We start from the raw sequence: 25,631 nt of genomic DNA, 5'->3' as shown, positions 1-25,631 counted from the left end.
AAGGAAACTCCTTTGGATTTCCTAATTTAACAACCCCTAACCAGTTAATTCAATGAGTGATTTAGAAGAAAAAGCACAGGAGGGAGCTGCAAAGAAGCATCCCTACAACCTGCGTGAAAAGAAAGAAAAGAAGGCTGCCTACCGTTCCTTGATTCGTCCGGAACTGGCAGATGAACTGTATGACAGGATATTAAATATCATCGTTGTACAGAAGAAGTACAGAGATCCTAATTATTCTGCTAAAGATTTGGCAAAAGAGTTACAGACTAATACCCGCTATTTATCGGCAGTCGTAAACTCTCGTTTTGGAATGAATTACTCTTGTTTATTGAATGAGTACAGAGTAAAAGATGCTTTGCATTTATTGACAGATAAGAGGTATGCTGACAAAAATGTAGAAGAAATCAGCACGATGGTTGGTTTCGCTAATCGTCAGTCTTTTTATGCTGCATTCTACAAAAATGTAGGAGAAACTCCTAATGGTTATCGTAAGAAACGTGCAGTAAAAAGCAAATAATTCAGTGAAGCTGAATTTATGAAAGGAAATATTCTGGGACGGTTGCTTCGGAATACTTCCTTTTGTCATTTTAATACTAACTATATCCTCCCGACACACATGAAAAAACAACTGATGTCCGTAGCAGTCGCTGCATCTTTGCTGACGGCTTGTGGCGGAGCGCAAAAAACGACTGCCGAGGCAGAAAAATTTGATTATACAGTGGAACAATTTGCAGACTTACAGATTTTACGCTATCGCGTACCAGAATTTGAGAACTTGTCTCTCAAACAGAAAGAATTAGTTTATTATCTCACAGAGGCCGCTTTGCAGGGACGTGACATCTTGTTCGACCAGAATGGAAAATACAACCTCAGAATACGCCGGATGCTGGAAGCCGTCTATACAGGGTATGCCGGTGACAAAACTACGGCGGACTTCAAGGCTATGGAAGTGTATCTGAAGCGGGTGTGGTTCTCCAATGGTATTCACCACCATTACGGCTGCGAAAAGTTTGTTCCGGGCTTCACTCCCGAGTTCTTCAGGAAAGCCCTTTTGAGCGTGGATGCCTCCAAACTTCCGCTTGCAGAGGGGCAAACGGTGGAACAGCTTTATGAGGAGGTTGCTCCTGTCATCTTCGATCCGAAGGTAATGCCGAAGCGCGTGAATCAGGCTGCGGGCGAGGACTTGGTGCTGACTTCCGCGTGCAACTATTATGACGGGGTGACACAGCAGGAAGCCGAGGACTTCTACGGTGCGATGAAAGATCCCAAAGATGAAACGCCGGTTTCCTACGGTCTGAACAGCCGTCTGGTAAAAGAGGACGGCAAGATACGGGAGAAAGTGTGGAAAGTAGGAGGATTGTACGGACAGGCCCTTGAGAAGATTGTATATTGGCTGAAGAAGGCGGAAGGCGTAGCCGAGAATCCCGAACAGAAAGCGGTGATTGCCAAACTCGTGGAGTTCTATGAAACGGGAGATTTGAAAACATTTGATGATTATGCCGTTCTCTGGGTGAAGGATCTGGATTCCCGCATTGACTTTGTGAACGGATTCACCGAAAGCTATGGCGATCCTTTGGGAATGAAAGCAAGCTGGGAGTCTTTGGTGAATTTCAAAGATTTGGAAGCTACCCGCCGTACGGAGATCATCAGCAGCAATGCGCAGTGGTTTGAGGATCACTCTCCGGTGGAGAAGCAGTTCAAGAAAGAAGAAGTGAAAGGTGTTTCGGCTAAGGTGATTACCGCTGCTATTCTGGCAGGCGACCTTTATCCGTCAACTGCTATCGGCATCAACCTGCCCAATGCAAACTGGATCCGCAGCCATCATGGCTCCAAGTCTGTTACGATTGGCAATATTACGGATGCTTATAACAAGGCTGCCCATGGCAACGGTTTCAACGAGGAGTTTGTATATAGCGATGCCGAACTGAAGCTGATAGACCAATATGCCGACATCACTGACAATTTGCACACCGACTTGCATGAGTGTCTGGGACATGGCTCCGGTAAGTTGCTTCCGGGTGTAGACCCCGATGCACTGAAGGCCTATGGTTCTACTATCGAAGAAGCGCGTGCCGACTTGTTCGGGCTTTACTATGTGGCCGATCCGAAGTTGGTGGAATTAGGGCTGACTCCCAGTGAGGATGCCTATAAGGCGCAGTTCTATACCTATCTGATGAACGGCCTGATGACGCAGCTCGTACGCATCGAACCGGGAAATAACGTGGAAGAGGCCCATATGCGCAACCGCCAGCTCATAGCCCGTTGGGTGTATGAGAAAGGTGCTGCCGATAAAGTGGTGGAACTGGTGAAGAAAGACGGTAAAACTTATGTCGTAATCAACGACTACGCAAAAGTGCGTGAATTGTTCGGTGAGTTGCTTGCCGAAATACAACGCATCAAGTCCACCGGTGACTACGATGCTGCCCGCAAACTGGTAGAGGCCTATGCCGTAAAGGTGGATCCCGAACTGCATGCGGAGGTTTTGGAGCGGTATAAGAAATTGAACCTGGCTCCGTACAAAGGTTTCGTCAATCCTAAGTATGAAGCGGTGACAGATGCCGACGGCAACATAACCGATATAACGGTGACCTACGATGAAGGTTATGCAGAACAGATGCTGCGTTACAGCAAGGACTACTCCGTTTTGCCTTCGGTAAATAATTAATTCATCATTTCTCTAATCCTCATTATTGATGGAACTAACAGAACAACTCAAAGAAATAAAGACACAGCTCCGCCTCTCCATGAACGGGGCTGTGTCCCAAAGTATGCGCGAGAAAGGTTTGGTCTACAAACTCAACTTTGGCGTGGAGCTGCCCCGTATCAAGAGCATTGCTGCCGCTTACGAGAAAGACCACGCTTTGGCGCAGGCACTTTGGAAAGAAGATATTCGCGAATGTAAAATATTGGCGGGACTGCTCCAGCCGGTTGACAGTTTCCTGCCCGAAATTGCGGATATATGGGTGGAGAACATCCGGAATATTGAGATTGCGGAGCTTACTTGTATGAATCTTTTCCAACATCTTCCGTATGCTCCTGCCAAGTCTTTCCATTGGATTGCGGCTGAGGAAGAATATACGCAGGTCTGCGGCTTTCTCACCATTGCCCGCTTGCTGATGAAAAAAGGCGATATGAACGAACGCGTGGAAAATGAGTTCCTTGATCAGGCGGTAACCGCTTTCTTGTCCGGCTCCTATCATGTGCGCAATGCTGCACTGACCGCTATCCGCCGTTTCATGCAGCATAGTGAGGAAAATGCTTTTCAGGTTTGCCGGAGGGTGGAGGAGATGAAAGAATCTTCCTCGGAATCCGAGCAGCTTCTTTATAATCTGGTAAGGGAAGAGGTGACAGAGTGATAATTCGGTTTACTATTCTCATTATTAATTTTTCTTTTTTTGTTTGCTTTCCGCAAAAAAGGCTTAACTTTGTTGGCTGTTAAAAAACTGCGCCTTTAAATGGAAAGTCAGAATGTGAAAGATACGGTTAGGCAGATATTCACAGAATATCTCAATACGAACGGGCATCGCAAGACTCCCGAACGCTATGCCATACTCGATACTATTTATTCCATAGACGGCCATTTCGATATCGATACGCTTTATTCGCTCATGGCAGACCAGGAGAATTTCAGGGTCAGCCGCGCGACACTTTATAATACTATCATATTACTTATCAATGCCCGCCTGATTATCAAACATCAGTTTGGAAATTCCTCCCAATACGAGAAAAGCTACAATCGTGATACGCATCACCACCAAATCTGCACCCAGTGCGGCCAGGTTATTGAGTTTCAGAATGAGGAATTGCAGCATGCCATTGAGAATACAAAGCTGAGTCGCTTCAACTTGACACATTATTCATTGTATATGTACGGACTGTGCAGCAAGTGCGACCGCGCAAATAAACGAAAGAAGAAAAATAATAACCATAAGAAAGAGAAATGAAAGTAGACATTCTATTAGGATTACAATGGGGCGACGAAGGCAAAGGCAAAGTCGTTGATGTATTAACTCCGAGATACGATGTAGTGGCACGTTTTCAAGGCGGCCCGAACGCCGGCCATACATTGGAGTTTGAAGGCCAGAAGTATGTGCTCCGTTCCATTCCTTCGGGAATTTTTCAGGGTGATAAAGTGAATATAATCGGTAACGGCGTGGTGCTCGATCCGGCGTTGTTCAAAGCAGAGGCGGAGGCGTTGGAAGCATCCGGCCACAACCTGAAGGAACGCTTGCATATTTCTAAGAAAGCACATCTCATCCTGCCTACGCACCGTATTCTGGATGCCGCATACGAAGCTGCAAAGGGCGATGCTAAAGTGGGAACTACCGGTAAGGGTATCGGCCCCACTTATACGGATAAGATAAGCCGTAACGGAGTGCGTGTGGGTGACATCCTGCATGATTTTGACAAGAAATACGCTGCGGCCAAAGCACGTCACGAACAAATCCTGAAGAGCCTGAATTATGAATATGACCTGACAGAACTGGAAAAAGCATGGTTTGAAGGTATTGAATACTTGAAGCAATTCCGGTTTGTGGACAGCGAACATGAGATCAACGGCCTGCTGTCAGAGGGTAAGTCTGTTTTGTGCGAAGGTGCGCAAGGCACAATGCTCGATATTGATTTCGGTTCTTATCCGTTCGTCACTTCCTCCAACACTGTCTGTGCCGGTGCATGCACAGGTTTGGGCATCGCGCCCAATAAGATTGGCGAGGTTTATGGTATCTTCAAAGCATATTGTACACGTGTGGGCGCAGGTCCGTTCCCGACGGAACTGTTTGACAAAACCGGCGACCAGATCTGCACGTTGGGACATGAGTTCGGTTCGGTAACCGGACGTAAGCGCCGTTGCGGCTGGATTGACCTGGTAGCCCTGAAGTATGCCATTATGGTAGACGGCGTCACCAAACTGATTATGATGAAGAGCGATGTGCTCGATTCTTTCGAAACAATCAAAGCTTGTGTGGCATACAAAGTGAATGGCGAGGAAATTGATTACTTTCCGTTCGACATTGAAGGTGTTGAACCCGTATATGTAGAACTTCCCGGCTGGCAAACGGATATGACAAAGATGCAGAGCGAAGATGAATTCCCCGAAGAGTTCAACGCTTACCTGTCGTTCTTGGAAGAGCAACTCGGTGTGCCTGTCAAGATTGTATCCGTAGGTCCTGACCGCGAACAAACCATTGAACGCTATACAGAAGAATAATAGATTTTAGCTAATTCTTCCTAAAAGATAAGGGAAACCGTGAGATTGCTCGCCGTTTCCCTTTATTTTTGGCAAGCTATTTGTTCTGTAAAAAGAAACGACACATTATTCACTTATTTATATTTAAAAGAAGAAAATTATGGGAACAGGAATGATAGGGATGCAATGGATTATTTTTATCGGCATAGCTGTGGTCAGTTGGCTGGTACAGATGAATCTGCAAAGTAAATTCAAGAAATATTCTAAAATCCCCACAGGCAACGGGATGACGGGAGCCGATGTGGCTTTGAAAATGCTGCACGACAATGGAATCTATGATGTTACCGTTACGCATACTCCGGGACATCTGACCGACCATTACAATCCTGCCAATAAAACAGTAAACCTGAGTGAGGGCGTATACAACAGTAACAGTATCATGGCGGCAGCAGTTGCAGCCCATGAGTGCGGACACGCCGTACAGCATGCACGTGCCTATGCCCCGCTGACGATGCGCAGCAAATTGGTTCCGGTGGTTTCATTTGCTTCCAACATCATGACCTGGGTGCTGCTGGCAGGTATTCTGATGCTGAACTCTTTCCCGCAGTTGTTGCTGGCAGGTATTATCCTGTTTGCCATGACTACGTTGTTCAGCTTCATTACCCTTCCGGTAGAAATCAATGCAAGCAAGCGCGCATTGGTGTGGCTGAGCAATTCAGGCATCACGAACTCTTATAATCATGCCCAAGCGGAAGATGCGCTCCGTTCGGCTGCCTATACTTATGTGGTGGCTGCTCTGGGTTCATTGGCGACGCTCATTTATTACATCATGATATTCTTGGGACGCAGAGAATAAGAACATTTTGTTCCGTAGAAATAGAAAAATGCTTTCTTCACGCTAAATGGAGAAAGCATTTTTTTTCTTAATCAATAAAATACCGTAACTTTGTCGCCTGATTTTATAAATGATTGATACGATTATGGCAGCAAAACCCAGTATTCCAAAAGGAACCCGCGACTTCTCGCCCGTAGAAATGGCGAAGCGTAACTATATATTCAATACGATTCGTGATGTATATCATCTCTATGGTTTCCAGCAGATAGAGACACCTTCAATGGAGATGCTTTCCACTTTAATGGGGAAGTATGGCGAAGAAGGAGATAAACTACTGTTCAAGATACAGAATTCCGGTGATTACTTTTCCGGTCTCACCGATGAAGAACTGTTGAGCCGCAATGCAGCTAAACTTGCCGGCAAGTTCTGTGAAAAGGGTTTGCGCTATGACCTTACCGTACCTTTTGCACGCTACGTGGTGATGCATCGGGATGAAATAACCTTTCCCTTCAAACGTTATCAGATTCAGCCGGTGTGGCGTGCCGATCGTCCTCAGAAGGGACGCTATCGCGAGTTCTACCAGTGCGATGCCGATGTTGTTGGTAGCGATTCTTTGTTGAATGAGGTGGAACTGATGCAGATTGTCGATACTGTATTCACACGCTTCGGTATTCGTGTCTGCATTAAAATCAACAACCGTAAGATACTGAGCGGCATTGCCGAGATTATCGGTGAGTCCGACAAGATTGTGGATATTACCGTAGCAATTGACAAACTTGACAAAATCGGCTTGGACAATGTCAATGCGGAGCTGAAGGAAAAGGGAATCAGTGATGAGGCTATTGCCAAGTTGCAGCCTATCATCCTGTTGAACGGCAGCAACGAGGAGAAACTCGCTACGCTGAAACAGGTACTCTCAGCCAGCGAAACGGGTCTGAAAGGTGTGGAAGAGAGCGGGTTCATCCTGAATACGCTTTCGACGCTTGGATTGAAGAATGAAATCGAACTTGACCTGACTTTGGCACGCGGGCTGAACTACTATACCGGTGCTATTTTCGAAGTCAAGGCGCTGGACGTGCAGATCGGCAGCATTACAGGCGGCGGCCGTTATGACAACCTGACCGGTGTCTTTGGTATGGCAGGTGTCTCCGGAGTGGGTATTTCGTTTGGTGCAGACCGCATATTCGATGTGCTGAACCAGTTGGAACTGTATCCGAAGGAAGCTGTGAACGGTACGCAGCTTTTGTTTATCAACTTTGGTGAGAAGGAGGCGGCTTTTTCGATGAATGTACTTGCCGGAGTACGGGCAGCAGGTATTCGTGCTGAAATATTCCCCGATTCCAGCAAAATGAAGAAGCAGATGAGTTATGCCAATTCCAAGATGATCCCATTTGTTGCACTGGTTGGAGAAAATGAAATGAACGAGGGCAAAGTGACCTTGAAAAACATGGAAACCGGAGAGCAGAAGCTGGTTACTCCCCAAGAACTGGTTAGCGAACTGAGTTAATAAAAACTGAAATACTATTAAAAGGGAGCACATTTGTGCTCCTTTTTTTGTATATTTGTAAAGGAGGTGTTGCAGAAATGTAATATTCGGCTTTTACCTTTGCAATGACAATAAAATAGGAGGTTTGTATGGTTTCCGTTCAATTCAAACAAGAAAAGCACAATGCCCTCGTCAGTTTCTTGATGATTGTCATAGCGGTGTTGTTTCTGCTTTATATGGGAAGTTCGCTGGTGCACTCTACCAGGACTTTTTGGGCAAACTACTCTATTGAGAACCTGCTGGAGTAATGTTTGTGCAGTAAGGCTTATAGGAAGTTAACTTGATTGCCCGGATGAAGTTAACTGAATGTGGTGTAATAAGTTAACATCATGATGTGGATGATGTTAACATCGTATGGGCTATGATGTTAACTCGCTGTTTTACTCGTGCATAATTTGTTTTTGCAGTATTTATCCATACAAGGAATAAATAAAGACAACTAATTCGTTGTGGTTAGTTGTCTTTTTGTATATTTGTAAATCTGTGTCTTGAATTTTCGGCACAGACAAGCTTTGTTAATCATATCATAACTTAAAAACAACCAAAATCATGAATCAAGATTTCTCAATGCATGCCAATCCGTTGGTGGCTAAGCTTCAAAAGCCGGCTTCCGAACTTACAAAAGCCGACATAATTTCTTATATAAAAGAGAATGGAATCACTATGGTGAATTTCATGTATCCCGCTGCCGACGGACGGTTGAAAACGCTGAACTTTGTCATCAATGATGCCGCCTATCTCGATGCGATACTTACGTGCGGAGAGCGTGTGGACGGCTCCAGCCTGTTTCCTTTCATAGAAGCGGGAAGTAGTGATTTATACGTGGTTCCCCGTTTCTGTACGGCTTTTGAGGATCCTTTTGCCGAACAGCCTACGCTCTCCATGCTTTGCTCTTTTTTCAATAAAGACGGCGAACCGCTGGAAAGCTCTCCGGAACACACTTTGCGCAAGGCGTGCCGGGCGTTTACGGAAGTGACCGGCATGGAGTTTCAGGCTATGGGCGAATTGGAATATTATGTTATTTCGGAAGACAGCGGTATGTTCCCCGCCACCGATCAGCGAGGCTATCACGAATCTGCTCCTTATGCCAAATTCAATGAGTTCCGCACCGAATGTATGGCATACATTGCACAAGCCGGCGGGCAAATCAAGTACGGGCATTCCGAAGTGGGCAATTTCACCCTTGATGGCAAGATATACGAGCAGAACGAAATAGAATTTCTGCCGGTGCGCGCTGATCAGGCTGCCGATCAGTTGATGATTGCCAAATGGATAATCCGTAACCTTGCTTATCAATATGGATTTGATCTTACTTTTGCTCCGAAAATAACGGCAGGAAAAGCAGGTTCGGGATTGCATATCCACATGCGCATCATGAAAGACGGGAAGAACCAGATGCTGACAGACGGCGTGCTCTCTGAAACAGCCCGCAAAGCCATTGCAGGAATGATGGAGCTGGCTCCTTCCATTACTGCGTTCGGCAATACGAATCCTACTTCTTATTTCCGTCTTGTTCCCCATCAGGAGGCTCCGACCAATATTTGTTGGGGCGACCGCAACCGTTCCGTATTGGTGCGTGTTCCGCTGGGATGGTCGGCTAAGACGGATATGTGTATGCTTGCCAATCCTTTGGAGGCTCCGAGCCATTATGACACTACTCAAAAACAAACGGTGGAGATGCGCTCGCCGGACGGTTCTGCCGATTTGTACCAATTGATTGCAGGACTGGCAGTGGCCTGCCGTCGCGGTTTTGAAATGGCGGATGCATTGGAGGTAGCAGAAAAAACGTATGTGAATGTGAATATCCATAAGAAAGAGAATGAGGACAAACTGAAACAGTTGGCTCAGCTTCCCGATAGTTGTGCCGCTTCTGCCGATTGTCTGGAGAAGCAACGTGCCGCTTTCGAGAAATATAATGTTTTCAGTCCTGCTATGATTGACGGGATAATTGCCAAACTTCGTGCTTATGAAGACAGGACTTTGCGTAGTGAGGTTCAGAATAATCAGGAGGCGATGTTGAAATTGGTTGAGAAATATTTCCACTGCGGATAAAGATTGGAGCGAAACACATCATCTGTTTATACAAAACGCATCATCTGTTGAGGCTTAACGGATGATGCGTTTTGTATAAACAGATGATGCGATAAGGAACCATTCTTCTGAGGCTGCAAATATAGCATTAGCCGTTTTATTCTTTGCCATTTTGGCAGTTTAAATCTGCCAAACAAACAGCTTTGCCTTTTGGCACAGTTTTCGTAAGTTCTTTATCGCTTGCATAAAGCAGTATTACTATTAATAATGCAAATGTATAACATATAAAAAATAAAGAATTATGAACATTAAACCATTGGCAGACAGAGTGCTGATACTCCCTGCACCTGCAGAAGAAAAGACAATCGGCGGTATCATTATTCCTGATACGGCAAAAGAAAAACCTTTAAAGGGTGAAGTTATAGCAGTTGGCAACGGAACAAAAGACGAAGAAATGGTGTTGAAGGTTGGTGACACAGTGTTGTATGGCAAATATGCCGGAACAGAACTGGAAGTTGAAGGAACCAAATACCTTATCATGCGTCAGAGCGATGTGCTCGCTGTTTTGGGATAATTAGTAATTTATAGTTTGTAATTTCTAAATTAGATAAACATTATGGCAAAAGAAATATTATTCAATATCGATGCCCGCGACCAATTGAAGAAAGGTATCGATACACTGGCAAATGCAGTAAAAGTAACTCTCGGCCCGAAGGGACGTAACGTAATCATCGAAAAGAAATTCGGTGCTCCCCACATCACGAAAGACGGTGTAACGGTGGCTAAAGAAGTGGAACTGGCCGATGCTTACCAAAATACAGGTGCGCAACTGGTTAAGGAAGTTGCCTCTAAAACCGGTGATGATGCAGGTGACGGTACAACCACTGCTACCGTATTGGCACAGGCCATTGTAGCCGAAGGTTTGAAGAATGTCACTGCCGGTGCAAGTCCTATGGATATCAAGCGCGGTATTGACAAGGCTGTTGCCAAAGTGGTGGAATCCATCAAGAGCCAGTCTGAAAAGGTTGGCGACAATTACGATAAAATCGAGCAGGTGGCTTCTGTATCTGCCAACAATGATCCGGTTATCGGTAAGCTGATTGCAGATGCTATGCGCAAAGTTTCCAAAGACGGTGTTATCACTATCGAGGAGGCTAAGGGTACGGATACTACTATCGGTGTAGTAGAAGGTATGCAGTTCGACCGCGGTTATCTTTCTGCCTATTTCGTTACCAATACTGAAAAGATGGAATGTGAAATGGAGAAACCGTACATCCTGATTTACGACAAGAAGATTTCTAACTTGAAGGATTTCTTGCCTATCCTTGAACCGGCTGTACAAACAGGTCGTCCGCTGTTGGTAATTGCAGAAGATGTGGACAGCGAAGCATTGACTACATTGGTTGTTAACCGTCTGCGTTCTCAGTTGAAGATCTGTGCAGTGAAAGCTCCGGGCTTCGGCGACCGTCGTAAGGAAATGTTGGAAGATATTGCCGTATTGACCGGTGGTGTTGTAATCAGCGAAGAAAAAGGCTTGAAACTGGAACAGGCTACTATTGAAATGTTGGGTACAGCCGATAAGGTAACTGTTTCCAAAGACAATACGACTATTGTAAACGGAGCCGGTGCAAAAGAAAATATCAAGGAACGTTGCGAACAAATTAAGGCGCAGATTGCTTCTACCAAGTCTGATTATGACAAGGAGAAACTGCAGGAACGTTTGGCAAAATTGTCAGGTGGTGTAGCTGTTCTGTACGTAGGCGCTGCTTCCGAAGTGGAAATGAAAGAGAAGAAAGACCGCGTAGATGATGCTCTCCGCGCTACTCGTGCCGCTATCGAAGAAGGCATTGTTGCCGGTGGTGGTGTGGCTTACATTCGTGCACTGGATGCTTTGGAAGGTTTGCAGGGCGACAATGCCGATGAAACTACCGGTATCGACATCATCAAGCGTGCCATCGAAGAGCCGTTGCGCCAGATTGTTGCCAACGCAGGTAAGGAAGGTGCTGTGGTAGTGCAGAAAGTTCGCGAGGGCAAGGCAGACTTCGGTTACAATGCACGTACTGATGTTTATGAAAATCTGCACGCTGCCGGTGTGGTAGATCCCGCTAAGGTTACTCGTGTGGCTCTTGAAAATGCTGCTTCCATTGCAGGTATGTTCCTGACTACTGAGTGTGTCATTGTAGAAAAGAAAGAAGATAAGCCCGAAATGCCTATGGGCGCTCCCGGAATGGGCGGTATGGGTGGAATGATGTAATCCTTTTCCCTTGATATCTTAATCATATAGAGTGCCGCGATGCCTTTTCAGAAGGTGTCGCGGTTTTTTTATGCCCGATGAGCCTGTCCGGCTTAGTTTCAGTTGTTCTTGACATGCCTCGCCCGGCAATTGATGAGTTGCTGAAAAACTACTTCTTCTATTTTTAGGAATGAAGAGCAGAATGAAATTCGTTTGAAAGCTCCCTGACCTTCACAGGCCGGGGAGCTTAATCTGTAACTTTCCTCCTCTTGGAGTGGAAAGGTTTCTGAAAACAAACTGATTGATTTTTACCTTAAAATACCTTTGTTTGATAACCTTCTAACTAACCTTTTTTCTTTTCTACTTTGATGATTTTGTTGAAGATGAACTTGTGGCTTCAATATGTATTCTTTTCACCCGCCTTGTCTGAAGGGGGGGATGCCAGTATCAGTGTTAAGAGCCGGTAATAGTGTTTCATAAATGACTTTTTATTTAAGGTTGAAAGAACTATGAAAACAGGCTTATTTAATTGCAAATAAAGCAGTTTCTATCAATTTTAGAAAGTGTTGGAGTGAATAATTATACGATATTATGTGTTATTTACATTCTTTTGGCATAATGAAGACCGGAAGAGCGGAACAGACAATGGTAAATGCTTGTTTGTTATTGGTTGATATGATGTAGAATGGTTTTTAAAATTTGTTTACGTATTTTAATTTCCTGAAAACAATGTTGGTGTATTATTTGTTCTATCCTTTTTAGAATACAAAACTTATAAACTATGGCTTATATTGATTATTATCAAGTCCTTGGAGTAGACAAAACGGCATCTCAGGATGATATTAAGAAGGCGTTCCGCAAATTGGCCCGGAAATATCATCCCGACTTGAATCCGAATGATGCTACTGCCAAAGACAAATTTCAGGCTATCAACGAAGCCAACGAAGTGCTAAGTGATCCTGAAAAAAGAAAGAAATATGATGAATATGGTGAGCACTGGAAGCATGCTGATGAGTTTGAAGCCCAGAAGCGGGCAAGGCAACAGGCCGGGGCAGGAGGTTTCGGAGGCTTTGGCGGTACAGGTTTCGGCGGTCAGGGTGGCGCAGGTTTTGGTACAGATGGTGGCGGCACATATTGGTACTCTTCCGACGGACAGGAATTTTCCGGAAGTAATGCAGGTGGTTTCTCCGATTTCTTTGAACAGATGTTCGGACACCGTACGCGTGGTGGAGGAGGAGCGAATGCCGGTTTTCGTGGACAAGACTTCCATGCGGATTTGAATCTGTCACTTCGTGATGCTGCCCAAACCCATAAGCAGATATTGACGGTAAACGGTAAAAATGTCCGTATTACTATTCCTGCCGGGGTGGCCAACGGTCAGGTCATCAAGCTGAAAGGTTACGGTGGAGAGGGCATCAACGGAGGTCCCGCCGGTGACTTGTACATCACTTTTGTGATAGCGGAAGACCCTGTCTTTAAACGTTTGGACAATGACCTGTATGTAGGTGTGGAGATAGACCTTTATACGGCGCTCTTGGGTGGTGAAAAGTTGGTGGATACTTTGGAAGGTCAGGTGAAACTGAAAGTAAAGCCCGAAACACAAAACGGGACGAAGGTACGCCTGAAAGGAAAAGGCTTTCCGGTGTACAAGAAGGAAGGGCAGTCCGGTGACTTGATTGTGACTTATTCCGTAAAGTTACCAACGAATCTGACGGAACAGCAGAAAGAGATGTTCCGCAAAATTCAAAGTATGAACTAAAAAGGAGAATGGGGTATGCAGAACGAATTAATTATAATCAGTGAATATTGCGACAAGTGCCACATAGAGCCCTCGTTTATTGAAATGTTGCAGGAAGGTGGCCTGATAGATATTCGGACGGAAGACGGAGAACGTTGTTTGTTGTTCTCCCAACTGCCGGATGTGGAGCGTTACAGCCGTATGTACTACGACTTGTCCATTAATATAGAAGGCATTGACGCCATTCATCATTTGTTGGAACGTATGGAGGAAATGCAGCAGGAGATTTATTCGCTGCACAATAAGTTGAGGCTGTTGGACGGTTTGGACTGACCCTGCGGCAGTGATATAAAGAAGATGGATATATCGAAATTTCAATAGGACATCCCATCTTATCATTCAGAGGAGTTTGCAACGAAGAATTTTTTCCCTATACATTAGGAGAAGAGATTCTTCGCTCCGTTCTGAATGACAGGATGGGATGTCAATCAAAGTTTTAAGGGGCTTACTTGCGATAGCCGTCTAACTCTTCAGCCTTGAACTTACGGATAAAGTTGAAGTGTTTTTCTATCTCTGCTTCAGCATAGTTTACGTATACAAGTGCTGATTTGGCAAACAGTTCCGGTGCTTTTGTAGCATCCTGAATCAGCAAGTGGGACATAACGCATACGGCAGCCATTTCATAAAGACGACGTGCTACGAAATCCAGCAATTCCTGGTTGCCGCTTTCCTTGACGGCATTGGTGCAGGCTTCAAACTTGTTTGTCATTTCTTTCACACGATCCAGAAGTGGTTGCATCTCTTCGCTACAAGGAATCAGCTCATAGTCGCGCAGGGTAGCGGCATAAGAACCGTTGGTGACGTAACGGATAGCGGCTACGGTCTGCAACTGTGTCGTACCTTCGTAAATGGAGGTGATACGCGCATCACGATAAATGCGTTGGCAGGCATATTCCAGCATGAAACCTGAACCACCATGGATTTGGATACTGTCGTAAGCGTTTTGGTTGGCATATTCGGAGTTCATACCTTTGGCAAGTGGAGTGAAGCTGTCTGCCAGTTTTGCATATTTCTTCTGTTCCTGACGCTCTTCCGGGGTCAGCTTGCGTTCGCGGGCGATGTCGTCCAAGGCTTTGTAGATGTCCACATAGCGTGAAGTTTGGTACAACAGGGCGCGGCCGGCATCCAGCTTGGCTTTCATAATGGCCAGCATGTCGTATACTGCCGGGAATTCGATGATGGCTTTTCCGAACTGCTTACGGTCTTTGGCATAGGCCAGACCTTCATTGTAGGCAGCTTGTGATAAACCTACGGACTGGGCTGCAATGCCCAGACGGGCGCCGTTCATCAATGCCATTACGTATTTAATCAAACCGAGTTTGCGGTCACCGCAAAGCTCACATTTAGCGTTTTTGTAAACCAGTTCGCAAGTAGGAGAACCATGAATACCCAGTTTGTTCTCAATGCGGCGAACGTTTACGCCACCGTCACGCTTGTCATAGATGAACATTGACAGGCCGCGACCATCCTTTGTTCCTTCTTCTGAACGTGCCAGTACGAGGTGCAGGTCGGCGTCACCGTTAGTGATGAAACGCTTCACACCATTCAGACGCCAGCAGTTGTTGGCTTCATCATAGGTGGCTTTCAGCATTACGCTTTGAAGGTCGGAACCGGCATCGGGCTCGGTCAGGTCCATGGACATGGTTTCACCGGCGCAGATGCGGGGAATGAAGCGGCTGTGCTGGTCTTCGTTGCCGAACTCGTAAAGAGTCTCGATACAGTCTTGCAAAGACCAGATATTGCCGAAGCCGGCATCAGCGGCAGCTACGATTTCCGCGCACATGGTGTACGGAGTGATCGGGAAGTTCAGTCCACCGAAGCGACGCGGCATGGTCATGCCGTTCAGTCCGGCTTTCACCATGGCATCGAGGTTCTGTTTGGTGCCGCTGGCATATTCCACACGACCGTTGGCACAGTGCGGACCTTCTTCGTCCACGCCTTCAGCATTGGGAGCGATAATCTCACCTGTGATTTCACCTGTGATTTCGAGCACTTTATCGTAGGAGTCGATTGCATCCGCATAGTCCTGCGGTGCATAATCAAATTTGTCTTTATCTTCGTAACCGCGTTCTTTCAACTCGCAGATACGTTGCATCATCGGATTATTCAAGTGATACTTGAGTTCCGGAATATCTGTATAAAAATTAGCCATAGTTTTCTTACTTACTATTCTGTTTGTAATACTTAATCATCTTCGGGATAACTTCCTCTACCGTACCGTTGATAACATAGTCTGCAATGGTGTTGATAGGGGCGTTTTCATCGTTGTTGATGGAGATGATAATACCACTCTCTTGCATTCCGGCGATGTGCTGGATTTGTCCTGAGATGCCGCAAGCGATATAGAGCTTCGGGCGAACGGTTACACCTGTCTGCCCAATCTGCCGGTCGTGATCGGCATAGCCTGCGTCAACGGCGGCGCGGCTGGCGCCTACTTCGGCGTGGAGTTCCTTGGCCAGTTCGAACAGCATATCGAAGTTTTCGCGGCTGCCCATGCCATAGCCACCGGCAATGACGATAGGTGCGCCTTTCAGATTGTGTTTGGCCTTTTCTACATGGTGGTCGATGACTTTTACTACATAGTCTGTTTCGGGAACATAGTTGGCTACATCATGTTTGATGACTTCACCTTTATAGTTAGCATCCAGAATTTCTTTCTTCATCACGCCCTCGCGTACGGTTGCCATTTGCGGGCGGTGTTCGGGGTTCACAATCGTTGCCACGATGTTACCGCCGAATGCGGGACGGATTTGGTACAGTAGGTTCTCGTAGGTCTTACCTTCTTTTTTGTCCTCGTGGCTGCCGATTTCGAGAGAAGTACAATCGGCTGTCAGTCCGCTGGTCAGTGCGGACGATACGCGCGGACCGAGGTCACGACCGATGACGGTTGCGCCCATCAGGCAGATTTGCGGCTGTTCTTCTTTGAACAGGTTGATGAGGACGGAAGAATGGGGAAGGGAAGTGTATGGGAACAGGCCCGGAGCGTCGAATACATGAAGCTTGTCAACGCCGAAAGGCAATACTTGTTTTTCAATGCCTGCCAAATTGTTTCCGGCGGCAACAGCTTCCAGTTGGCAGCCCAGCTGATTAGCCAATTTACGACCTTTGGTCAGGAGTTCGAGACTGACATCGGCAACCGTAGTGCCTTCTATCTCTAAATATACAAATACGTTATTCATAATCTTATCCTATCGTGTGGTTAGCTAACAGTTCAACAATCAAATCTTCTACATCCCGGTCGCTGCCTGTCAGTGTCTTGCTTTCTTTGGCTTGGAATGAAATGTTCTGAATGGTTTTCACCTTTGTCGGAGAGCCACTCAGACCGCATTGTGCGAGGTCACCGTTTACGTCGGCCACACTCCATTCTGTGATGTTCAGATAGGGATATTTCTCGTAGAGAGCTGCATACGGCAGTTCAGCGCCTTCTTTTTCGATGGCTGCTTTTTCCTGTGCGCCAAGCGCGCGTTTGTACTTCTGTACCAGTTTGGCATTGCGCGGACGGCAGGGAGCGGCGCTTCCGTTGACGGTGATAACGATAGGCAGCGGGCCTTCCACTGTTTCTACACCGCCGTCAATATGACGCTTTACGACGATCTTCTTGGAGGCTTTGTCCACATTCAGAATTTCTTCCGCATATGTAACCTGCGTCAATCCCAGCTTTTCGGCAACCTGAGGACCTACCTGCGCCGTATCACCGTCAATAGCCTGGCGGCCGCCGATGATGATGTCATAGTCGCCAATCTTCTTGATGGCTGTGGCAAGGGCGTATGAGGTAGCCAGTGTGTCGGCTCCGGCAAAAGCGCGGTCGGTCAGCAGATAACCGTTGTCGGCACCGCGGTAAAGTCCTTCACGAATAACTTCGGCTGCACGTCCGGGTCCCATAGTCAGGATGGTTACGGTGGAGCCCGGATGTTCATCTTTCAATCGGAGAGCCTGCTCAAGGGCATTCAGATCTTCAGGGTTGAAGATAGCAGGGAGTGCCGCGCGGTTAATGGTGCCGTCGGCTTTCATGGCATCTTTCCCAACGTTACGTGTGTCGGGAACTTGTTTTGCCAATACAACAATTTTCAAACTCATGCTATTAATGATTAGTATTAGTATTTTTATCATGTCAGTGCCGGGAATAGGAGTAGTAGAGTCCTGCTACTGAAATTATCCGGTTAACTATCAGCTTGCAAATTTACGCAAAGAGTTGGGTTTGACAAGAAAACAAAGTAAAAAATGCACATCCGGAGAGATTTTGAGCAAGAATGTAAAGCGTAAAAATGGTAGCGAAAACCGTAATCCGTCTACTTTCAGGATGATTTTCCCGTTGTATTTTTGCAGCATCGAAGACATCAATAAATCATATATTTATAATAAAGGCTATGTATATAGAAAAAATTAACGGACCTGCCGACGTGAAACGGCTTTCGGCTGGTGAACTGGAAACATTGAGTGGAGAAGTGCGTAGCGTATTGCTAAAGAAACTGAGTGAACATGGCGGCCATGTAGGCCCGAATCTGGGTATGGTGGAAGCTACTGTCGCCCTGCATTATGTATTCAATTCGCCGATAGATAAGATTGTCTATGATGTTTCACATCAGAGTTATGCGCACAAAATGCTGACAGGGCGTAAGGCATCATTCATGAATGTGGATGAGTATGATGAAGTATCCGGCTATTCCGAGCCGTCAGAAAGCGAGCATGATTTTTTTGTGATCGGACATACTTCAACGTCGGTCAGCTTGGCATGCGGACTTGCCAAAGCTCGTGATTTGAAAGGCGATACGGGTAATGTGATAGCTGTAATCGGTGACGGATCTTTAAGTGGCGGTGAAGCCTTTGAAGGGCTGAATAATGCGGCCGAACTGGGTACGAACTTCATCGTCATTGTCAACGATAACCAAATGTCCATTGCCGAAAATCATGGCGGATTATACCGTAACCTGCAACTGTTGCGTGAAACGAATGGGCAGGCCCCTTGCAATTTTTTCAGGGCGATGGGCTTGGATTATCTATACGTGAAAGACGGAAATGATGTGCAGGCATTGGTAGATGCTTTTCAAAGGGTAAAGGACATCGATCATCCCATTGTTGTGCACATCAATACATTGAAAGGAAAAGGATTCAAGTTTGCCGAACAGCAACAGGAGCGTTTTCATTACAGTATTCCGTTCAGTTTGGAAACAGGTGAATTGCTTGCGGATTTAGGAAATGCCGAGGACTATGCCGATCTTACGGCGGAATATCTGTTGCATGAGATGCAAAAAGACCGTACATTGGTCGGCATCACTGCCGGTACGCCTACGGTATTTGGCTTTACAGCGGAACGGCGCAAGAGGGCAGGCAAGCAGTTTGTTGATGTGGGTATTGCCGAAGAACATGCTGTGGCAATGGCTTCGTCCATTGCTGCCGGGGGCGGTAAACCGGTGTTTGGAGTGTACAGTACTTTCATTCAGCGTGCCTACGACCAGTTATCGCAGGATCTTTGTATCAACAATAACGCGGCATTGCTCCTTGTCTTTTGGGGTGGTTTGGAGAGCATGAATGATGTCACTCATCTTTGTCTGTTCGATATTCCTCTTATCAGTAATATTCCGAATATGGTTTATCTGGCGCCTACTTGTCGTGAAGAGTATTTCGCCATGCTGGAGTGGGGTATCCGACAAAAAGACCATCCGGTTGCCATTCGTGTACCTGTGAACGGAGTTATCACCCGCGGTATTGAGCCTGCAAAGGATTACGGTGAGTTGAATCGTTATGAAATATCACACCTCGGTGAAAAGGTTGCGGTGTTGGGGCTGGGCTCTTACTATCAGTTGGGTGAGGAGGTAGTGCGACTGCTTGAACAGGAGAAAGGAATTGATGCGACGCTTATCAACCCGCGTTTCATAACCGGTTTGGATGAGACTCTGCTTGATGATTTGAAGAAAAGGCATACGCTGGTCGTAACGCTTGAAGACGGGGTACTGGACGGAGGTTTCGGTGAAAAGATAGCCCGTTATTATGGCCCGTCTGAAATGAAGGTGCTGAATTATGGCGTAAGGAAAGAGTTTATAGACCGTTTTGATGTAAGCGAGCAGCTTTTGAAGAATCGACTGACAGCGCCGCAGATTGTTGAGGACATCTGCGCTTGTACGTCGTTTGCCGGTTAAGCATATTGAAAAATGAGAGTGATGAATAGCTATATATAAGACAGCTATTCATCACTCTCATTTTTTCAGTATATTACTTTTGCTTTTTATTTAAGCCCTAATTTCTTGGCGATATCTTTGGGCAATGCATCCTTATGAACAAGAATATTCATAGTCTTGTAAGCAACGAAAGCTTTGGAGGCATACCAGATGCCTTTATACTTTCCACTCAATCCCCAGGAATTCTTTACCATGAAATATTCTTTACCGTTCTGGTCTTTGGCAATTCCATAGATAACCATGCCATGATCGTCGGTTGTTTCCCAGTTATCAAAAGCAGCCTGACGCATCTCTTGAGTAACATTTACTTCCGGTAATGGTTTGCTGGTCAGTTCTTTGCGCTTGTCGGCAGCAGTAAGCCCCGTCCAACGTGCCATGTCCGAACCGGTCAGTTCGGCGCCGCGGGCTGCATCCGGCATAACAGCGATGCCGTCACGGGTAAATCCTTGTTCGCTGACGTCACTCCCCCACGCAAAGGTGTAACCTTTCTTGACGGCATTGTCCATGACGGCCATTAGCTCATCTATCGGCAGGTTCCAAGAAAGGCCGTTGCGCCAGTTGTCTTGAATTTCAATGGCAAATTGGGTATAGAACGGGTGGTGTGTGTAAGAGGTCAGTGACACATAGTCATCCGGATTGATACCGAGTGACTCACCGAAAGTCTTTGGAGTGTATTCTTTTCCTTTATAAGTGAACTTTTCAGGACATTTGCCGAGGTAAGTATCGTAGATTGCACTCAACCCGTTTTTCCATACAGGAGACAGTTTGGTGAGTTTGCCTTTGGCAATGGCATTTGTGTATGCACCTGCTACGGCATCCAATTCATTGTGTACAGGTAGTGTGTCGCCATACATGATGCCCGGCATGGCTTCTTGCGGAACAAGACCATAGTTTTTCAGGCAAAACATGATGTCATAGAAACTGCCGCCCGGTGAGAAAGAGCTGTCGCCATGGTAGCGTACGTAGTTCTGTGCCCGGTCTACCATTGTGTGGTGTACGACAAACATTTCGGAAAGGTCATATTCTCCTTTACCCATACGCAGCAATTCACTTTCCAGGAAACCGAGGCTTGAGAAGCTCCAACACGTACTGGAACGGTTTTGGTTCTTAATGGATGTAATAGGGTTTTCCTTAACAGTGGTAAAGACGAATCCCTCTTCTTTCGGGGCGTCTTGTGCCGTTATATTCAGGCTGAACAGTCCCAAAGCGGCAATTAATATAGACTTTTTCATCATGATTAAATTGTTATTAATTTATAGTTGTAGCTGCAAATATAGGTAGAATATCGTAAACAAAAGCTATCTTTGGTGCGTTAATTCTGGCACTTATGGATAAATTAGTACGTATAGACAATCGGAGTGGACTGGTTCTTGAGGGCGGCGGCATGCGCGGCGTCTTTACTTGTGGTGTGTTGGATAATTTTATGGATAGGGGTATCCGCTTCCCTTATACGATTGGTGTCAGTGCGGGGGCGTGCAATGGTCTGTCGTATATGTCGGGTCAGCGGGGACGTGCCAAATACAGTAATATCGACCTGCTGGAGAAGTATAATTATATCGGCTTGAAATATTTACTGAAGAAGCGTAACATAATGGATTTCGACCTGTTGTTCCGGGAGTTTCCCGAACATATCCTGCCGTACGATTATGATGCTTATTTTAGTTCTCCGGAACGTTTTGTCATGGTGACTACCAATTGCCTGACGGGAGAGGCGAATTATTTTGAGGAAAAGCAGGATAAGGAGCGCGTCATTGATATTGTCCGGGCATCGAGCAGCTTGCCTTTTGTTTGTCCCATTGTCTATGTGGACAATGTGCCGATGCTGGATGGCGGCATTGTGGACAGTATCCCTTTGATGCATGCCCGCAAGGACGGATACACCCGTAATGTGGTGGTGCTGACACGTAACAGGGGGTACCGTAAAGATATTCAGGGCACTAAGGTCCCTTCATTCATTTATAAGAAATACCCTCATTTGCGCGAAGCTATCAACCGGCGCAGTCACGTTTACAACGAACAGCTGGAATTGGTGGAGCGGCTTGAAGATGCGGGGGAAATTACCGTTATACGTCCGCAGAAGCCGATAGTGGTAGACCGTATTGAAAGGGATGTAAAGAAGCTGACGGACCTTTATGAAGAGGGATATGCGTGTGCGGCGGAATTTTTTCTGTAAACAAATAGAGACTGTATCCGGTTCATTGGAAACAGTCTCTATTTTAATGTATTATTTCAATTTCTGAAATTATTCGGCAACTTCAGCGCCCCAATTTTCTTTGGACAGACGCTTGTAGCTGTTGTAACGCCATTTTGCGTTTTCTTCAGCAGCTTGGAACAGTTCTTCTGCTTCCTGCGGATATTGTTTCATTACAGATGCGTAACGAACCTCACCCTTCAAGAAGTCTTGGAAACCTGCCCAGTCCGGTTCTTTGCTATCCAGCGTGAACGGATTCTTGCCTTCAGCTTCCAAAGCCGGGTTGTAACGCCACAAGTGCCAGTAACCGCACTTAACAGCTTTTTCTTCTTCTGCCTGGCTCTTACCCATACCGGCTTTCAAACCATGGTTGATACAAGGAGCGTAAGCGATGATGAGTGACGGACCGGGATATGCTTCTGCTTCGCGGATAGCCTTCAAAGTCTGAGCTTGGTCGGCACCCATAGCGATTTGAGCAACATATACATAACCGTAAGTAGTAGCCATCAGACCGAGGTCTTTCTTACGTACACGCTTACCGGCAGCTGCAAACTTGGCGATAGCGCCCACCGGAGTAGCCTTGGAAGACTGACCGCCTGTGTTGGAGTAAACCTCTGTATCCAAAACGAGGATATTGACGTCCTTACCGCTGGCGATTACATGGTCGAGACCACCGTAACCTATATCGTATGAAGCACCGTCACCACCGATGATCCACTGGCTGCGTTTAACCAAGTATGAAGACAGGCTGGCGATAGTCTTGCAGTTGTCACATTTGTCTTTGGCAGCTTCTACCATAGGAATGATCTTTTCGGCCAGTTCCTTGGTCTTGTCTGCATCGTACATGTTTTCAATCCAAGCTTGGAACACTTCTTTGTATTCAGCCGGAGTGCCTTCTGCTGCGATAGCTTCTTCCATAGCCTTCACGATACGTGCGCGCATCTTTTCGTTAGCGAGTTCCATACCCAGACCGAATTCGCAGAAGTCCTCGAACAGTGAGTTAGCCCAAGCAGGACCATGACCCTTTTCGTTCTTGGTATAAGGAGTAGAAGGAACGGAACCGGAATAGATAGAAGAACATCCGGTGGCGTTAGCAACCATTTCGCGGTCACCGAACAACTGAGTAATCAGTTTCACGTACGGAGTTTCACCACAACCGGAGCAAGCGCCGGAGAATTCGAACAACGGAGTTGCAAACTGTGAGTTCTTAACGTTTGCCTTGATGTCAACCAAGTGCTGTTTGCTCTTCACATTTTCTACACAGTAAGTCCAGTTGGCTGCTTCTGACAGTTGGCTTTCAAGATGCTTCATGGTAAGAGCCTTGCCACCCTTCTTCGGGTTGCCCGGACAGATGTCGGCACAGTTGCCGCAACCCAGACAGTCGAGAACGTCTACCTGCATGCGGAATGTCATACCGTCGAATGCCTTGCCCACTGCCTTCAGCTGAGCAAACTCTGCACCCTTCTGCTCTTCGGCATCGAGTACGAACGGACGGATGGAAGCGTGAGGACAAACGTAAGCACATTTGTTACACTGGATACAGTTTTCAGGATTCCATTCAGGAACGAAAGCTGCCACACCGCGTTTTTCGTACTTAGCCGTACCTTGTTCCCAAGTACCGTCTTCGATACCCTTGAATGCAGATACTTTCAGCAAGTCACCATCCTGTGCGTTGATAGGACGAACCACTTCATTGATGAATGCAGGATCGTTGTTTTCCGCTTTAACGTCATCCGGCAGGTTGGCCCAAGCCGGATCAATGGCCAATGTCTTGTATTCGCCACCGCGATCTACGGCAGCATAGTTCTTGTTCACTACGTCCTCACCCTTCTTGCCGTAAGACTTAACGATGAATTTCTTCATCTGTTCAACAGCTTGTTCAACAGGAATTACGCCTGTGATACGGAAGAAAGCAGATTGGAGGATAGTGTTGGTACGGTTGCCCAAACCAATTTCCTGTGCAATCTGAGTTGCGTTGATATAGTAAACCGAGATATTGTTCTGTGCGAAGTATTTCTTCACTTTGTTAGGCAGGTTCTTAGCCAGCTCTTCACCTTCCCAGATAGTGTTCAGCAAGAATGAACCATTCTTACGCAGACCGCGGGTTACATCGTACATGTGCAGGTAAGCCTGAACGTGGCAAGCCACAAAGTTCGGAGTATTTACCAAGTATGTAGAACGGATCGGAGTGTCACCGAAACGCAAGTGAGAACAAGTGAAACCACCTGATTTCTTGGAGTCGTAAGAGAAGTAAGCCTGACAGTGCTTGTCGGTGTTGTCACCGATAATCTTTACAGAGTTCTTGTTGGCACCTACCGTACCGTCAGCACCCAAACCGTAGAACTTAGCTTCGAACATGCCTTCGCCGCCCAATGCGATTTCTTCTTCTTGGGGAAGAGAAGTGAAAGTCACGTCGTCCACAATACCGATGGTGAAGTGGTTCTTCGGCATCGGCATAGCCAGATTCTTGTAAACTGCGATGATTTGTGCAGGAGTAGTATCCTTAGAACCCAAACCATAACGGCCGCCTACGATAACCGGAGCATTTTCTGCGCCGTAGAAGCAGTCTTTTACGTCGAGGTACAACGGTTCGCCATTGGCGCCCGGTTCTTTTGTACGGTCGAGTACGGCAATCTTCTTGGCAGTCTTAGGAACGGCAGCAAGGAAATGCTTGGCAGAGAACGGACGATACAAGTGAACGGCAACCAAACCAACCTTTTCGCCGTTGGCAACGAGGTGGTCGATAGCTTCGCGGGCAGCTTCCGTTACAGAACCCATAGCGATGATTACGCGTTCTGCATCTTCTGCACCGTAGTAATCGAACAAACCGTATTTGCGGCCTGTGATTTTGCTGATCTCGTTCATGTATTCCTCAACGATAGCAGGAACTGCTTCGTAGTAGTTGTTGCAAGATTCGCGGTGCTGGAAGAAGTGGTCAGGGTTTTCAGCCATACCACGAGCAACCGGATTCATCGGATTCAGTGCGCGTGCGCGGAATTCGGCCAATGCTTTCTGATCGATCAGCGGAGCGAGGTCTTCGTTTTCCAGCATTTCGATCTTCTGGATTTCGTGAGAAGTGCGGAAGCCGTCGAAGAAGTTCATGAACGGAACACGTGACTTGATAGTAGCCAAGTGAGCAACACCGGCCAAGTCCATAACTTCCTGTACGGAACCCTCGGCCAACATGGCGAAACCTGTCTGGCGTGCAGACATTACGTCCTGATGGTCACCGAAGATACACAGTGCATGGCTTGCCAAAGTACGTGCAGATACGTGGAACACGCAAGGCAGGAATTCACCGGCAATCTTGTACATGTTCGGTATCATCAGCAACAAACCTTGTGAAGCAGTGTACGTAGTAGTCAGCGCACCGGCTTGCAGAGAGCCATGAACGGCACCGGCAGCACCACCCTCGGATTGCATTTCCTGTACCAATACTGTTTCGCCGAAGATGTTTTTGCGACCTGCGGCAGCCCATTCGTCTACGTATTCAGCCATCGTAGATGAGGGAGTGATGGGGTAGATAGCAGCTACTTCCGAGAACATATACGAGATATGTGCAGCAGCCTGATTACCATCACAAGTAATGAATTTCTTCTGTTTAGTCATAACTAAATTGAATTTATTTAAGTA

20 protein-coding genes are annotated in these 25,631 nt (G+C 46.5%); 15 read left to right on the top strand and 5 right to left on the bottom strand.

Annotation, left to right across the window (positions count from 1 at the left end; all coding sequences use genetic code 11):
• Positions 1-52: 52 nt before the first annotated feature.
• The 13 genes from NQ546_RS15370 (at position 53) to NQ546_RS15310 (ending at position 13,904) form a co-directional block, all read left to right on the top strand.
• Positions 53-517 carry a helix-turn-helix domain-containing protein gene (locus NQ546_RS15370; RefSeq protein ID WP_004290122.1) on the top strand — a complete coding sequence of 155 codons (465 nt, stop codon included), beginning with the start codon at positions 53-55 and terminating at the stop codon, positions 515-517.
• Between the two features lie 99 nt (positions 518-616).
• Positions 617-2,665: a dipeptidyl-peptidase 3 family protein gene (locus tag NQ546_RS15365; RefSeq protein WP_004290123.1), complete on the top strand. Its 2,049-nt coding sequence runs from the start codon at positions 617-619 to the stop codon at positions 2,663-2,665.
• Positions 2,666-2,693: 28 nt separating this feature from the next.
• Entirely contained in the window at positions 2,694-3,356 is a 663-nt protein-coding gene (locus NQ546_RS15360; RefSeq protein ID WP_004290124.1) for a DNA alkylation repair protein, read from the top strand.
• A 99-nt stretch (positions 3,357-3,455) separates the two neighbouring features.
• A complete protein-coding gene (locus NQ546_RS15355) occupies positions 3,456-3,944 on the top strand; it encodes a Fur family transcriptional regulator (protein ID WP_004290125.1) in 489 nt (162 codons plus the stop codon).
• A complete protein-coding gene (locus NQ546_RS15350) occupies positions 3,941-5,209 on the top strand; it encodes an adenylosuccinate synthase (RefSeq protein ID WP_004290126.1) in 1,269 nt (422 codons plus the stop codon). Before NQ546_RS15355 ends, NQ546_RS15350 begins: the two co-directional genes overlap by 4 nt.
• 139 nt (positions 5,210-5,348) lie before the next feature.
• The gene (locus NQ546_RS15345) at positions 5,349-6,044 is read left to right on the top strand and encodes a zinc metallopeptidase (RefSeq protein ID WP_004290127.1); all 696 of its coding nucleotides are present in this window, start codon (positions 5,349-5,351) and stop codon (positions 6,042-6,044) included.
• A 124-nt stretch (positions 6,045-6,168) separates the two neighbouring features.
• Positions 6,169-7,530, top strand: a complete 1,362-nt coding sequence (gene hisS / locus NQ546_RS15340; protein ID WP_029429446.1) for a histidine--tRNA ligase — start codon at positions 6,169-6,171, stop codon at positions 7,528-7,530.
• Positions 7,531-7,658: 128 nt separating this feature from the next.
• Positions 7,659-7,817, top strand: a complete 159-nt coding sequence (locus tag NQ546_RS15335) for a hypothetical protein (protein WP_004290129.1) — start codon at positions 7,659-7,661, stop codon at positions 7,815-7,817.
• Positions 7,818-8,118: 301 nt separating this feature from the next.
• The gene (locus NQ546_RS15330; protein ID WP_004290130.1) at positions 8,119-9,621 is read left to right on the top strand and encodes a glutamine synthetase family protein; all 1,503 of its coding nucleotides are present in this window, start codon (positions 8,119-8,121) and stop codon (positions 9,619-9,621) included.
• A gap of 280 nt (positions 9,622-9,901) precedes the next feature.
• Complete coding sequence (locus NQ546_RS15325; RefSeq protein ID WP_004290132.1) at positions 9,902-10,174, top strand: co-chaperone GroES; 273 nt, start codon at positions 9,902-9,904, stop codon at positions 10,172-10,174.
• Positions 10,175-10,216: 42 nt separating this feature from the next.
• The gene (gene groL, locus NQ546_RS15320; RefSeq protein WP_004290133.1) at positions 10,217-11,854 is read left to right on the top strand and encodes a chaperonin GroEL; all 1,638 of its coding nucleotides are present in this window, start codon (positions 10,217-10,219) and stop codon (positions 11,852-11,854) included.
• Between the two features lie 760 nt (positions 11,855-12,614).
• Complete coding sequence (locus NQ546_RS15315; RefSeq protein ID WP_004290136.1) at positions 12,615-13,592, top strand: DnaJ C-terminal domain-containing protein; 978 nt, start codon at positions 12,615-12,617, stop codon at positions 13,590-13,592.
• A 15-nt stretch (positions 13,593-13,607) separates the two neighbouring features.
• A complete protein-coding gene (locus tag NQ546_RS15310; protein ID WP_004290137.1) occupies positions 13,608-13,904 on the top strand; it encodes a chaperone modulator CbpM in 297 nt (98 codons plus the stop codon).
• A gap of 172 nt (positions 13,905-14,076) precedes the next feature.
• Here the strand turns inward: NQ546_RS15310 and NQ546_RS15305 are convergent, their stop codons facing one another.
• Genes NQ546_RS15305 through NQ546_RS15295 form a run of 3 tightly spaced genes read right to left on the bottom strand, consistent with a single transcriptional unit; the run spans position 14,077 to position 17,708 of the window.
• On the bottom strand, positions 14,077-15,783 hold the full coding sequence (locus NQ546_RS15305; RefSeq protein WP_004290138.1) for an acyl-CoA dehydrogenase family protein: 1,707 nt from the start codon (positions 15,781-15,783) through the stop codon (positions 14,077-14,079).
• 7 nt (positions 15,784-15,790) lie between these two features.
• Positions 15,791-16,810 carry an electron transfer flavoprotein subunit alpha/FixB family protein gene (locus NQ546_RS15300; protein ID WP_004290139.1) on the bottom strand — a complete coding sequence of 340 codons (1,020 nt, stop codon included), beginning with the start codon at positions 16,808-16,810 and terminating at the stop codon, positions 15,791-15,793.
• 4 nt (positions 16,811-16,814) lie between these two features.
• A complete protein-coding gene (locus NQ546_RS15295) occupies positions 16,815-17,708 on the bottom strand; it encodes an electron transfer flavoprotein subunit beta/FixA family protein (protein WP_004292453.1) in 894 nt (297 codons plus the stop codon).
• A 290-nt stretch (positions 17,709-17,998) separates the two neighbouring features.
• Between NQ546_RS15295 and NQ546_RS15290 the strand changes: the two genes are divergently transcribed.
• Entirely contained in the window at positions 17,999-19,768 is a 1,770-nt protein-coding gene (locus NQ546_RS15290) for a 1-deoxy-D-xylulose-5-phosphate synthase (protein ID WP_004290142.1), read from the top strand.
• An 86-nt stretch (positions 19,769-19,854) separates the two neighbouring features.
• On the opposite strand, the gene NQ546_RS15285 is transcribed toward NQ546_RS15290, so the two are convergent.
• Positions 19,855-21,039 carry a C1 family peptidase gene (locus tag NQ546_RS15285; protein ID WP_039953307.1) on the bottom strand — a complete coding sequence of 395 codons (1,185 nt, stop codon included), beginning with the start codon at positions 21,037-21,039 and terminating at the stop codon, positions 19,855-19,857.
• Between the two features lie 95 nt (positions 21,040-21,134).
• Between NQ546_RS15285 and NQ546_RS15280 the strand changes: the two genes are divergently transcribed.
• On the top strand, positions 21,135-21,980 hold the full coding sequence (locus NQ546_RS15280; RefSeq protein WP_004290144.1) for a patatin-like phospholipase family protein: 846 nt from the start codon (positions 21,135-21,137) through the stop codon (positions 21,978-21,980).
• Positions 21,981-22,049: 69 nt separating this feature from the next.
• Here the strand turns inward: NQ546_RS15280 and nifJ are convergent, their stop codons facing one another.
• Positions 22,050-25,607 (bottom strand): pyruvate:ferredoxin (flavodoxin) oxidoreductase, encoded by a 3,558-nt coding sequence (gene nifJ, locus NQ546_RS15275; RefSeq protein WP_004290145.1) that lies wholly within the window; start codon positions 25,605-25,607, stop codon positions 22,050-22,052.
• Positions 25,608-25,631: the final 24 nt, after the last annotated feature.

This window comes from Bacteroides eggerthii (genome assembly GCF_025146565.1).
Lineage (GTDB): Bacteria > Bacteroidota > Bacteroidia > Bacteroidales > Bacteroidaceae > Bacteroides > Bacteroides eggerthii.
Note: the sequence above shows the minus strand (reverse complement) of the source record. Positions and strands in the feature narration are given on the sequence as shown.